This window comes from Bacillus sp. FSL R9-9834 (genome assembly GCF_038006905.1).
Lineage (GTDB): Bacteria > Bacillota > Bacilli > Bacillales > Bacillaceae_G > Bacillus_A > Bacillus_A pacificus.
The window spans coordinates 2230335-2242623 of record NZ_JBBOWD010000001.1 but is presented as its reverse complement, the minus strand read 5'-3'; the positions used below and the strand labels follow the sequence as shown (position 1 = coordinate 2242623).

General features: G+C 35.6%; 14 protein-coding genes and 1 pseudogene. 1 reads left to right on the top strand and 14 read right to left on the bottom strand.

The genetic code is table 11. The features are described 5' to 3' along the window. Positions 1 to 61: 61 nt before the first annotated feature. The 4 genes and pseudogenes from MKY00_RS11610 to MKY00_RS11595 form a co-directional block, all read right to left on the bottom strand. Positions 62 to 376: pseudogene (locus MKY00_RS11610) on the bottom strand (sporulation protein); the annotation flags it as partial. A 12-nt stretch (positions 377 to 388) separates the two neighbouring features. After that, a complete protein-coding gene (locus MKY00_RS11605; protein WP_000872048.1) occupies positions 389 to 1210 on the bottom strand; it encodes a serine/threonine protein kinase in 822 nt (273 codons plus the stop codon). Next, the gene (locus tag MKY00_RS11600) at positions 1210 to 1392 is read right to left on the bottom strand and encodes a hypothetical protein (protein ID WP_000473370.1); all 183 of its coding nucleotides are present in this window, start codon (positions 1390 to 1392) and stop codon (positions 1210 to 1212) included. Before MKY00_RS11600 ends, MKY00_RS11605 begins: the two co-directional genes overlap by 1 nt. A 110-nt stretch (positions 1393 to 1502) precedes the next feature. Then, positions 1503 to 1682 (bottom strand): YozD family protein, encoded by a 180-nt coding sequence (locus MKY00_RS11595; protein ID WP_000658451.1) that lies wholly within the window; start codon positions 1680 to 1682, stop codon positions 1503 to 1505. Between the two features lie 149 nt (positions 1683 to 1831). Between MKY00_RS11595 and MKY00_RS11590 the strand changes: the two genes are divergently transcribed. Beyond that, a complete protein-coding gene (locus MKY00_RS11590) occupies positions 1832 to 1999 on the top strand; it encodes a DUF3930 family protein (protein WP_011040294.1) in 168 nt (55 codons plus the stop codon). Between the two features lie 4 nt (positions 2000 to 2003). Here the strand turns inward: MKY00_RS11590 and MKY00_RS11585 are convergent, their stop codons facing one another. The 10 genes from MKY00_RS11585 to MKY00_RS11540 all read right to left on the bottom strand — a co-directional run bounded on the left by MKY00_RS11585 (position 2004) and on the right by MKY00_RS11540 (position 11309). Further along, entirely contained in the window at positions 2004 to 2666 is a 663-nt protein-coding gene (locus MKY00_RS11585; RefSeq protein ID WP_000101501.1) for a hypothetical protein, read from the bottom strand. 189 nt (positions 2667 to 2855) lie between these two features. After that, complete coding sequence (locus MKY00_RS11580; RefSeq protein WP_000750723.1) at positions 2856 to 3071, bottom strand: YozE family protein; 216 nt, start codon at positions 3069 to 3071, stop codon at positions 2856 to 2858. A 72-nt stretch (positions 3072 to 3143) separates the two neighbouring features. Beyond that, complete coding sequence (locus tag MKY00_RS11575; protein ID WP_000995764.1) at positions 3144 to 3416, bottom strand: YokU family protein; 273 nt, start codon at positions 3414 to 3416, stop codon at positions 3144 to 3146. Continuing rightward, complete coding sequence (gene ablA / locus MKY00_RS11570) at positions 3413 to 4834, bottom strand: lysine 2,3-aminomutase (RefSeq protein ID WP_000902137.1); 1422 nt, start codon at positions 4832 to 4834, stop codon at positions 3413 to 3415. The genes MKY00_RS11575 and ablA overlap by 4 nt, the downstream gene beginning before the upstream one ends. 211 nt (positions 4835 to 5045) lie before the next feature. Then, complete coding sequence (rocR, locus tag MKY00_RS11565; RefSeq protein ID WP_011040293.1) at positions 5046 to 6431, bottom strand: arginine utilization transcriptional regulator RocR; 1386 nt, start codon at positions 6429 to 6431, stop codon at positions 5046 to 5048. Positions 6432 to 6530: 99 nt separating this feature from the next. Beyond that, a complete protein-coding gene (gene ablB / locus MKY00_RS11560; protein ID WP_000878610.1) occupies positions 6531 to 7376 on the bottom strand; it encodes a putative beta-lysine N-acetyltransferase in 846 nt (281 codons plus the stop codon). Then, complete coding sequence (locus tag MKY00_RS11555; protein WP_016717400.1) at positions 7373 to 8641, bottom strand: peptidase; 1269 nt, start codon at positions 8639 to 8641, stop codon at positions 7373 to 7375. The genes ablB and MKY00_RS11555 overlap by 4 nt, the downstream gene beginning before the upstream one ends. Before the next feature lie 15 nt (positions 8642 to 8656). Then, positions 8657 to 9319, bottom strand: a complete 663-nt coding sequence (locus tag MKY00_RS11550) for a CoA transferase subunit B (RefSeq protein ID WP_000525281.1) — start codon at positions 9317 to 9319, stop codon at positions 8657 to 8659. Beyond that, on the bottom strand, positions 9304 to 10002 hold the full coding sequence (gene atoD / locus MKY00_RS11545; protein ID WP_000208119.1) for an acetate CoA-transferase subunit alpha: 699 nt from the start codon (positions 10000 to 10002) through the stop codon (positions 9304 to 9306). The genes MKY00_RS11550 and atoD overlap by 16 nt, the downstream gene beginning before the upstream one ends. Continuing rightward, entirely contained in the window at positions 9999 to 11309 is a 1311-nt protein-coding gene (locus MKY00_RS11540) for an aspartate aminotransferase family protein (protein ID WP_001205894.1), read from the bottom strand. The genes atoD and MKY00_RS11540 overlap by 4 nt, the downstream gene beginning before the upstream one ends. Between the last annotated feature and the right edge of the window lie 980 nt (positions 11310 to 12289).

Below are 12289 nucleotides of genomic sequence, written 5' to 3'. Positions count from 1 at the left end.
TGCAAAAAAATGGAGCGGTTGTTTTAGTTTTCCTCTCCATTTCTTTTTTATGCATAGTTTATTAAAAAATATAATTGTTAATTGTTTCTTTCATCGTTGGAATATCTTCATTCGTTACTGTAAAGCGACTCACTTTCTCATCAAGATCAAGTGCTTCTGCAAATAAACCTGCTAATCCGCGAGATTTTCTGTCTACTTCCATAATAATCTCTAGGCGATCGTAAGCACTTGGTAAAATTAATAATTCTAGTTCATCTAATTTTCCATAATACTCTCCGGAAACAGGAACAAACTCAAATTCTTGTGCAAATGGAACTTGCTTACGTAATCGATACGGTAATTCTTCACATTCTATATGACGCGCTTTAAAACCTAATACCAACGCTTGCTAAAAACTTTTGAAACATGGATCCTCCATCCTTTCTAAAGCAAAAGCTACATCTTTTTTTAAATCTTGTACATTCTCATAGTACGGCGTTTTTATTTGTAACATACGCATCAACATTTCACGGTTGTAATTTTCCAAAGTTAATTCGTCATACCATGGCTTTTCATGTTTTTCATTAGATTCATAGCCTGCATATAATAAAAATAATGAGAAATGACCAAGCGCATAAAAATCGCTACGAAAGTGAACTTCTCGCATCAAAGCTTGTTCACCCTCATAAGTTGTAGCTCGTTCATCCCCCTCGCCTTTCAATTTCGCCAATCCAAAATCAATAATACTAATTTCGTTTTCTTTCATTAATATGTTTGGAATGCGTAAATCTCGGTGAATAATACCTTTACTATGAAAAACTGATACAATTTCTAATATTTCATATAAAATTTTAAAAACTTCACGTTCTGTATATACATGCCCATCCGAGAAAATATAATCCTCGAAATTTTTACCAGGCATATATTCCATCACAAAAAAGCTTTTTTTCTCCCATACGAAATGATCATATAAACTAGGAATTGCATGATGGTTTAATGTTTGTAAAATCATTTTCTCATGCTCAAATGATTTTCTACCGGACTCATATCTTTGTTTACTTTGTCTTAATTGTTTTAAGACTTTATATCTATTTATTTGTAAATCATTAACGACATATGTAACCCCATAACTGCCCATTCCAATTACTGATTCAATTTTATAACGTTCTGCGACAATTGTGTTTTTTCGTAGTGGTCTATCTAATAAAGCTAGTATACGACGCCATTTCATTAGCTACTTGAAAAGAAGCTACGGCTTTTACGTTTTCTTTTATAATGATGATGCCCATAACCAGATGAACGTCGTTTATAATCGCTACTTGAATAAGAGCGACCTCTATGGCGATAATCACTACTAGAATACGAACGATATTTTTTCTTTCCTAATAAAGAATCAATAATTTTTTTGAACATCCCTTCACCTCTTGAGTAAAATTTTCTTTTAATTATACCAACTATTGCTGGCTACATTTGTGACAAGTTTGTAAAGAGTAAAAAACGACGAGTTAGGCCCGTCGTTACTTTCACTCATCCTCTTCATCAAAAACTTCATCAATCATACATTTCTCTAATAAGTACTCGAATGTAATATCTGCAAGATCTTCAATTTCTTCTCGTTTTGGGACGTATCCTCTTTCAATTAGTTGCTCATAAAAAAACTCCGCAATCTCTTCCGTATCAATTACGACTTCAATTTCCTTCATGAGCATCACTCCTTTATTTCTGTTTTATGAAAAAATCTCAAAATTATGTATATGAGATTAGAAAAATAGTTTTTCTTTTTTTATAGGTCATATCCTTTGGACGAGATGCATACGATGGTAGTACAAGCTATCAAAAGGGGGAAATAATTATGGAATATCAATACGAGGTAACGCAAGAAGTAGGGCAAACAAAAGAAGAGTTCATGCATGAAGATCAATGGGCAGACTCTCTTATTAAATGGCTTTTTATTTTTTTAATAGTTGTAGGCATACCTTATACTGCATATGTTGTTGTTCAATTCATTCTCTCTTTCTAGTTAACTATTTTTTCTCTGTCAATTTAACTAAATAATTATGAACAACATCCATAACAATTTTGTATTCTTCATCTTTAAATGTATCAAATAACAATTGATAATCGTTATAAATATCAAGTAATCCATCAATGATTTCTTGACGATTTGTCTTAACACTCACTTTTTTTGAGTTGTTAATTGACTTTAATTTTCCTAAATCTAATTTATTCATACCTGCTTTATCTTGTTTCATTTTCTTCAAAATTGCATTTGCCGTTTGAGCATTAGCAAGTAACGTTAAATCTGACTCATCCGCTTCTAACCATTCACCATCCGTAATTCGTGATAGTTCATATATTGTATCTTCCCATGCGTCATTTTTATATCTCCATACTTCTGTACGAAAACCAACAATTCGAAACACATCTTTATCGTATCCTGTTACTTGCACGAGATCACCAAATGTGAAATTATAGTTTAATTCAATCCACTCAGTTTCACCTTTTTTCATATCTTGCTCAGTAACATGCTGCAATGTTTGCTCTACGTAAAATCCATCATGATTATTGACTTCGTATACGTAAACTCCATCTAAAACCTTCATATTTGTGATTTTACCAACGGTTCCATATAGCGTAATCACGACTATGTCCCCTACGTTATATTTAGGTTGCTTTTTCCTTGCCATCTATATCTCTCCTTTTTTTGACGTCGTGATTTTGATAACAGTATATGCAACCTACATAAAAACGCTTATCACAGAAGCGTATATTCATAAATTTTTTCAATAAAAAATATCACTATATGAAAATTTATTTACAACGTAAAAAAAGCTAGCAAATAGACTAGCTTCACGTCAAAAAAGTTCATATAGTTTTTATCTATCTTGTATGTATAACTCCCACGCTTCATCAAATATAGACATACTTGCTAGCATTCCACTTAGCTCTAAGTATGAACTAATTTCATCGTAATCTTCAGATTGCTTCGGAAAACTTAAATCATCGTACATTGCCTCTGCTAAATTCGATATTTCATTACTAAATAAAGCTGCACGATGCTTCATCATATAGTGGTAAAATGTCTTTTTCAAAAATATTCCCTACCTTTCTAACTTGGGTACATTATACAAGGCAAAAAAGAAAAAAACCAGCATAAAAGCTGGTTAAAAGTCAAAATAATTTCTTTTTAATAGACGGGGTCTTCCCATTAATTCTTCATATGTTAGTTGTTTTGGTAAATCTTTCGTATAAATTAAAAACAATTGATCTTCTATTTCTTTCACTGTTTGATCTGATTGATAGTCCATACCACATGAGGAACAAGAAATGCATGGTGTCTCTTGGATTTCAATGGCTTTCGTACCATCTGGCAATTCCCAATATACAGTATTTAAGCTTTCTTTTGCTTCTGTACTGTCACACCACATACAATTCATACTGCATCACCCTCGGTTTTTTTGTCGTTTTCTTCTAATTTAGCCATTTGTGCTTGATATTTTTTATCTTTCAATTGGTCCCGCTTATCACGTTTATCTTTTAATGTTGCATGCGTTTCATTCTCTTCATAGTCTTTACGACGGTTCATACGCTGTAAGTCGTCTGGAACAAGGTTGAATTTCTTATCACTCATAAGGCCTGCGATACCAACATCTGAACGTTTTTCTTCGTAGTTTGGATAAATTTCTTTAAAGTACCCTTCTGCTCTTCCTGGAATGTAGCTTTCTGGCTCTGGATACGTTGTAATAACACCTTCAAAGTTACGAAGTACAACTTTATCTGCACTTTGCGAGATTAAATAGTTTGGTTGAAGCGCAATTTTACCGCCCCCTCCTGGTGCATCAACAACGAATGTTGGTACTGCATAACCAGACGTATGTCCGCGTAAACCTTCAATAATTTCAAGACCTTTAGAAACTGGTGCACGGAAATGACCAATACCTTCAGATAAGTCACATTGATAAATATAATATGGACGTACACGGATTTTTACTAAGTCATGCATTAGTTTTTTCATAATTGGAACGCTGTCATTAATACCAGCTAAAATTACTGCTTGGTTTCCGACTGGAACACCAGCATTCGCTAACATTTCACATGCCTTTTTCGATTCTTCAGTAATTTCAATAGATGTATTGAAATGTGTATTTAACCATACTGGATGATATTTTTTAATAATGTTACATAAGTTTTCTGTAATACGCTGCGGGAATACTACCGGCGCTCTCGTTCCGATACGAATAATCTCAACGTGCGGAATCTCTCGTAAATTTTTTAATACATATTCTAAAATTTTATCGTTAATAAGAAGACCATCACCACCAGAGATTAATACATCTCGTACTTGTGGTGTTTCACGAATGTAAGCAATTGCATCATCTAATTGTTTCTTCGGCACACCCATTCCAATTTGTCCACTAAAACGACGGCGTGTACAGTAACGACAATACATAGAACATTGATTCGTTACTAAGAATAGTACGCGGTCAGGATAACGATGTGTTAACCCTGGAACTGGTGAATCTTCATCTTCATGAAGCGGATCTTCTAAATCATATTTTGTTTTATATAACTCTTCCGAGATCGGTACAGATTGCATCCGAATCGGACAGCGTGGGTCATCAGGATTCATTAACCAAGCATAGTACGGTGTAATATTTAACGGGATCGTTTTCGTTGAAATTTTAACGCCCTCTTCTTCATCAGGTGTTAAGTTAATCACTTTCTTTAAGTCATCTAACGTTTTGATCGTATTCGTTAATTGCCAAACCCAATCATTCCATTGCTCTTCAGTAACATCTTTCCATAATTCGATATCCTTCCAGTGACGATTTGGTTTGTATACATCATGTAACATTGCTATTCCCCCTTTTTATACGCTCATCCTTTATATAAGCAATAGTTATGCCAACTTTACTTTATTGATAAGTAAATGTACGGATAACCCTATTATATAAGCGAAAAAAATATTTTTAAGCACTGTATGAAATCCATACATACTATCATATTCATTACTTTTTATATATGTAAACGCTCTTTTATTGGTGCAAATACACAAAAACCGCCAATTATTCGGCGGTTTTGTCGTACTTACTCAGTTTATATTGAAGCGTCTGACGAGGGATACCTAACATTTTTGCAGCTTGTAATATATTCCCTTCTGTTTCAATTAACGCTTGATCTATTAATTCTTTTTCCGTTTGATGAAGTGCTTCTCTAAGAGGCAATATGCCCTTCTTCTTTGGAAAACTCTCTTTCCGAAATGTACGCGGTAAACAATTAGCTGTTAATGTATTCCCTTCTGCAATAATGACAGCATGTTCAATCGTATGTTTTAACTCCCGAACATTTCCAGGCCATTGGTAAGCTTGTAGTCTTTCTTTCGCTTCCTTATCCATTTGAAGTACACCTTTTTTATAACTTTTATTATATTCTTTTAAAAAATAAGACGCTAACAATAATACATCCTCCGTTCTTTCACGGAGCGGCGGAATATATAATGAAAAGACATTTAATCGATAGTATAAATCAGTGCGAATTTTATTCTCTTTTAAACATATTTCTGGTGGCTGATTCATTGCAGTAATAACGCGAACATCTACTTTTCTCGTCTTATTATCACCAATACGACGAATAACACCATCTTCTAATACACGTAGCATTTTCGCTTGTAAATCGAGTGGCATTGAATTCAGTTCATCTAAAAACAATGTCCCTCCATCTACAAGTTCAAATAAGCCCGCTCGTTCAATTGCCCCCGTATAACTACCTTTCGTCGTTCCAAACAATAAACTTTCTAATAGAGACTCTGGCAAAGCTGCACAGTTTTGTGCAATAAACGGCTTGTTCTTTCGCTTAGAGGCTTCATGAATCGCTTGTACAAATAACTCTTTCCCTGTTCCTGTTTCCCCATATATTAAAACATTCGCATCGGTTGGGGCTACTTTTTGTGCTAATTCTTTCGTCTGTTTAAACCGAGCATCATTCGTCACGATCGTTTCAAATGCAACATCCTTTTTGACCGCTTTTTTTCTAGATGACCGCTTTATTTTCGACTGCAAATCGACTATTGTATCGGTAAGTTTTTGTACTGTAGAATAATCTTTTGCAATTTCAACAGCTCCAGCAATATTTCCATCTATGAAAATAGGTAACGTCGTATTTACTGTACAAATGTCTTCCCCATTTAAGTTTTGATAATGCTGCACTTGATGAACGATTGGTTTTTTTGTATCTAATACTTTCATCAACGTACTTGTTTCCCTAGATAAAGAAGGAAACGCTTCTAACAAATGTTTACCTAACACTTTTTCAATCTTTGATCCATCGTGTTTTGCAGCTACAGTATTATAGAAAATTGTAATACCATTTTCATCTACTGCGTGTATAGCCTCATCAATACTGCCCAAAATCGCCTCAATGACTTCTTGTGTCGAAACTGCTAGCAATGTCATCCCCCCTCTTGCCGAAAATCCAGCAAATACTATGCCGAATTTCCGGCACACCTATGTGCGATTATAAGCATGACGATTCCGTTCTATTTTTATAACGTACTATTTAGACAAATCTTTTACCCATATATTCATATCTTCTAGCTTATCAAAAATGTAGCAATTGTTCGCCAATCTTCCTGTATACGTATAGCCTAACTGATGAAAGGCTGCATTCATTCCGAAAGAAAGCGATCGAGCAATTGTATAAGAACAGAAAATCGATTTTTCTTGAAGTTCTTCTTCTAACTTAATTAATAAACTTTTCATAAACCCATGTTTACGATATTCGGGTAAGGTCGCACAATTCGTTAATTCTGCATTTCCTTCTTTTATATTCATTTCTGCAGACGCTGTACTAATTATTTTCCCCTCGAATTCATACACATAGTAAATTGTATCGTCTTCTTTCATCGTTTGTTTTACATAACTCGCTTCGTTTAAAGGAGTCGGATACACTTCAAATACTTCTCCAAAGACAGCTGCTAATTCTTCTGCGTCCTCTTCTGTCGCTTTTCTTAATAGGAATTTTTCCGGAACTATTTTTTCCTTTACTTCTTTTGCTTTTACACCGCTTAAAATAGTATCTTCCTCAGCCCAATGAATACTATTTCGTCTTTCATCATTATTAAATTTCACGAAGAAGTATGCATCGTGACCTTGAAAATAATGTGGTATTGTTGCTTCTAATAAAAAACCGAAAGAGAGCCATGTTGAAACATGCTCTCCCTTTCCTTTAACAATACATTTAGTGAAAGAATGTTTCTCTGCTAATTCGTCAATTGTTTGGATGATTCTCTCAATATTTCCTGTGTAGTGGTCTACTCGAATACGTTTATTAAAATAGTCCAAAACGCCTTCTACTGTATGGCCATTCGTCTGTTCTCTAAAAGATTCATAGTATTTCATTTTTTCACCTCACACCAATCTAGTAATGTACATGCAATAATTTTTGCGGCAGCTATCATTTTATCAACTTCTATATATTCGTTTGGATAATGCGCTACTTTCGTTTCTCCTGGGCCAAATACTATCGTTGGTACACCGGCGATTTGTGTAAATAAGCCTCCATCAGTCCCCCACGGAGATGCTTCAATAATCGGTTTGTTCCCTTCGATTTCAACGAAGTTATGCTCGAGCGTTGTAATTAACTCATGATTTTCTTCTAGTTCACCTGGAACCCATCTTGCTCCAAACCATTCCACTTCTACAGGATTTTCAACAAACCAATTGTCCACATCATTTAATTCAGCGATCCAATTCTCGAACTCTTCTTTTGCTGCCTCTATAGTCTCATTCGGCGCAATACCGCATCTTCCTTCTAAAATTAACGAATCAGGAACAGAACTTGGCCAGCTACCGCCTTCAATTTTCCCAATATTAATTGGAATTGGGATCGGGATTCCTTTAAATAATGGATCTGTAATTCGGTCATTTCTCTTCTCTTCCAGCTTTCTCAAATGATCTACAACAAACATACTTTTTTCAATTGCACTTACTCCTTCATAACGCGTCCCACCGTGTGCTGCTTTCCCTTTCACATGTAGACGAAACCACATGGATCCTTGTTGTTTCGGGAAAAACTTCATATTTGTTGGCTCCGGAATAATAACACCATCTGCTTTATATCCTCGTAATATAGTTGCTAATGTTCCTGCTCCGCCGCTTTCTTCTTCTATTACACTTTGAAAATAAATATCTCCTTTTAATTCAATACGAGATTCAATAATTGCTTCCATCGCAAGCATTAATGCGACATTGCCGCCCTTCATATCTGTTGTTCCACGACCATATATACGATTTCCTATTTTCTCACCACTATAAGGATGATGATCCCACTGATTCACATCTCCTTCTGGTACGACATCAATATGCCCATTTAATATCATAGATTTCCCGTCGCCGCTTCCTTTAAGGGTTGCCACAATGTTCGGGCTATCTGAAAAACTTGTACGCGGTGATACAAAATAAGGATGATCTTTCATTTTAGAAAATGATGGCTCCCATATATCAAGATCTAAACCTAGCTCACGTAATTTTTCAATTACAATTGCCTGCGCACCACTTTCCTCACCAGATACGCTCTTTTCTTGAATTAATCGTTTTAAAAATTTTACGCTTTCTTCTTCATGACTCTCAATATAATCACAAACTTGTTTTTTTAATTGCTCCATATATTACATCTCCCCTCATTCAATTACTAGTAAATTAGAACCAATTTTAAAATTTGCTTCTGTATGTTGTTTTATATCTTCTACTGTGTATGGGCTCATTAATTCTTGCAAAATAAGTCCATCCTGCGTCACTTCCATTACTGCCATATCCGTAATAATTAAATCTACGCATTTTTTTGAAGTTAATGGTAATGTACACTCCGAAACAATTTTTGCATTTCCATATTTATCGACATGATTCATCACAACAACGACCCGCTTCGCTTTTTGAGCTAAATCCATTGCTCCTCCAATACCTGGAACGCGTTTCCCTGGAACAATCCAGTTTGCTAAATCACCATTCTCACTTACTTGTAATGAACCAAGAATCGTTATATCTAGTAAACCTTTTCGAATCATCCCAAACGCTGTGCAACTATCAAAATAACTTGCTCCTGTAATAAGAGAAGTTGGCAAACCTGCTGCGTTACATAAATTTTCGTCTTCATTTCCTTTACTTGGCGTAGGTCCCATACCTACAATTCCATTTTCTGCATGAAACATAACGTTTATATCGTCAGGCAAATGATTCGGTACAAGCGATGGTATACCAATTCCCAAATTTACAATCATACCATTTTGTATTTCTTTCGCCGCACGTCTAGCAATCTTATCTCTCACTTCTACGCCCATACCCATTTCCAATTCACTCCTTCCGACGGTACGATATAATTTACAAATACTCCTGGGACAACAATTTCTTCTGGATCTAAACTTCCAAGTGGAACAATTTCTTCTGCTTCTACAATCGTTATATCCCCGGCCATAGCTACGTGAGGGTTCATGTTACGAGCGCTCTTATCAAACACAAGGTTACCGAATGGATCCGCCTTTTTCGCGTATACAATCGCAACCTCAGCAGTTAATGCTGTTTCAACTAAATATGTTTTACCATTCATTTCAACAGTACGTTTTCCTTCTTCTACAATCGTATCAACACCTACATCAACTAATACGCCACCAAGTCCTACACCACCAGCGCGAATACGCTCTGCTAATGTTCCTTGAGGAGAAAACTCAATTTGTAACCTTCCTTCGTTTAACTGTCTTCCTGCATTTGGATTTGATCCAATATGAGAAGTAATTAATGATTTTACTCTTTCATTCGTAACGAGACGACCGATTCCTACATCAGGAAATCCTGTATCATTTCCAATTAAATTTAAATTTGTAACTCCTTTTTCTAAAATCGCCTGTATTAAAGATGGAGGGGATCCAATCCCCCCAAATCCCCCAAACATTAATGTCATATCATCGTGGAATAAAGAAATTACTTCCTCTATCTCTTTTAATTTACTGAATGTATTCGTAATAGTTGTCATGCGATACTATGCCCTCCTTTTTGCATCATTTCTTCAACACTTTTTGCAAAAATTGAAAGTAATTCATCTAACTCGGAATATGTAGTTGTCATTGGCGGTGCTACAAGCAGTGCACTATCTTCTTTTCCTGCTTGCCCTGAAACAGCTTGGTATAAAAGAAGACCATTTTTAGCTGCAACCGAAATAAGTTCCGACGCTTTTGTAAACGGTTGCAATTCTACTCCAATTAGCAACCCTTTTCCGCGCACATCAGCAATGATTGTCGATTGTTGCTGAACTTTCTGTAATCCCTTTATTAAATACTCTCCCTTTTCAGCTGTTTTTTCAGGTAGATTATGTTTCTCCATATATTCAATAACAGCTAGAGCTGTTGCTGCAGATAATGGATTTGCACTTAACGTATGCCCACTCATAACAGAACGCGATCCTCGTAAAATTGGCTCCATTACACGGTCACTTACAACCGTCGCTGCCATCGGTGTGTATCCAGCTCCTAAACCTTTACCAAGGGTCATAATATCCGGTTCTACACCCCAATGCTCCATCGCAAACCATGCGCCAGTACGACCAAGCCCAGTCATTACTTCATCAGCAATAAATAAAATATCGTAATGACTACAAATATCTTTAATAACTTTATAATATTCTTTCGGCGGAACGACTGCGCCTCCAGCTGCTCCGATAATCGGTTCAGCGATAAAAGCTGCGATATGTTCTGCACCAATTCTTTCGATTGATCTTTCTAGTTCAGTCGCACAAGCAAGCTGACAAGTTGGATATACTTTTTGCACCGGACATCTAAAACAATATGGAGCTGGAATAGTTGGATAATCTTCTAAAATTGACACGAAACGTTGTCTACGCAGTGGATGCCCAGACATTGATAAGGCGCCCATCGTAATACCGTGATAACTCATCCATCGTGACAAAATTTTATGTTTCCCTTGAATACCTCGCTCTTGAAAATGTTGAATTGCAATTTTCATAGCTGTTTCATTTGCTTCCGTACCACTATTTACAAAAAAGCTCCAGTTCAAATCTCCTACACTTAAATCGCTTAATTTCTTAGCTAATTTTTCAGCTGGTTCACTCGTAAACTGTGATCTATAAACGAAAGCAATCTCCTCTGCTTGCTTTTTGATAACGTCCGCAATCTCCTTTACGCCATGCCCAATACCTGCCGTAATTGCTCCTGACGAGCCATCAAAATATTTATTTCCGTTTTGATCATACAAATACACACCTTTTCCATGTGAAATCATTGGATACGGCTGACCAACAAGTGGTTTAATTAAGTAATCGCGCATAGCGCTCCCCCATTTCTCCAATTTGTATATATATATGAAGAAAATTGACGTTTCTTTCATAAAAAAGAACCCTCTGCGAAAGCAGTGAATTTATCAAAAAACTATTATAAAATATACAAATGAGTGCTAAATATCAATTTAAAAACAGAAAATTCAGAACTTAAATCAAAGACCAACCCTTATCTATACGCTCAAATAACCCTCCCTTATATAAAATTAACGCTTCACTAAATATTTTTCCAACATAATGTCAGCTTCCCTCAAATGCCGACATTGTGTAAACTTCGACGAAACTCCCTTTAAACTCCTTCCTGTTCTCCTACTTTATATTGCATATTTTCAAACAAATCTCGACAATTAATCCTACTAAATGCATAGCAATTATTTTTATAGAACCTAATATTCACATACATTCTCCTCCATTTATACAATAAAGTGAAACTTTAATCAGCCCTTACCAATCGGACTTTAATGGGCAGCCCGCCCCCCACCTAACCTCTTTGTTTTCGCTGAATTTTGAGATGTGGGTCTTACTGCCCATTAAAATCGGATAAAAAAAGAACCGATTAACCACATTAATCAGTTCGGCACGACGCTCTTTTATCAGTTAATACCGTCACTTGCTAACGTAAATAGAAACAATAGTATTACAAAATCACAATTCATCCTACAGTATAAAGCACAACACCGTCCATAACTCCATTCACAATTCCTTGCGGGATATCCCCATCCCAAGGTTTCATTCCTTTCCTTAATTTCAAACTACCTTTCCTTTATAATTTATGTAGGACAATTATTACTTTGTATGTGTATTTGCCCATAATTTAAAAAATCCCTAGTTTCCTAAGGGTTTCAGGACATGGTTTCGACATGTCACGTATTATGCTCTCAAATTTTTCATTTCGAAATACACACTTCCTCAGCCAATATGGATGATATATTTTTGTATCCTCTAGAAAATTATAACTCTCGTTCACCTA

Coding starts and splice junctions, on each gene's coding strand:
- MKY00_RS11575 (WP_000995764.1), bottom strand. CDS start 3,416: ATGAATTGTATGTGGTGTGACAGTACAGAAGCAAAAGAAAGCTTAAAT.
- MKY00_RS11605 (WP_000872048.1), bottom strand. CDS start 1,210: ATGAAATGGCGTCGTATACTAGCTTTATTAGATAGACCACTACGAAAA.
- rocR (WP_011040293.1), bottom strand. CDS start 6,431: ATGACATTGCTAGCAGTTTCGACACAAGAAGTCATTGAGGCGATTTTG.
- atoD (WP_000208119.1), bottom strand. CDS start 10,002: ATGACAACTATTACGAATACATTCAGTAAATTAAAAGAGATAGAGGAA.
- MKY00_RS11595 (WP_000658451.1), bottom strand. CDS start 1,682: ATGAAGGAAATTGAAGTCGTAATTGATACGGAAGAGATTGCGGAGTTT.
- MKY00_RS11540 (WP_001205894.1), bottom strand. CDS start 11,309: ATGCGCGATTACTTAATTAAACCACTTGTTGGTCAGCCGTATCCAATG.
- MKY00_RS11585 (WP_000101501.1), bottom strand. CDS start 2,666: ATGGCAAGGAAAAAGCAACCTAAATATAACGTAGGGGACATAGTCGTG.
- ablA (WP_000902137.1), bottom strand. CDS start 4,834: ATGTTACATGATGTATACAAACCAAATCGTCACTGGAAGGATATCGAA.
- MKY00_RS11550 (WP_000525281.1), bottom strand. CDS start 9,319: ATGGGTATGGGCGTAGAAGTGAGAGATAAGATTGCTAGACGTGCGGCG.
- MKY00_RS11555 (WP_016717400.1), bottom strand. CDS start 8,641: ATGGAGCAATTAAAAAAACAAGTTTGTGATTATATTGAGAGTCATGAA.
- MKY00_RS11590 (WP_011040294.1), top strand. CDS start 1,832: ATGGAATATCAATACGAGGTAACGCAAGAAGTAGGGCAAACAAAAGAA.
- MKY00_RS11600 (WP_000473370.1), bottom strand. CDS start 1,392: ATGTTCAAAAAAATTATTGATTCTTTATTAGGAAAGAAAAAATATCGT.
- ablB (WP_000878610.1), bottom strand. CDS start 7,376: ATGAAATACTATGAATCTTTTAGAGAACAGACGAATGGCCATACAGTA.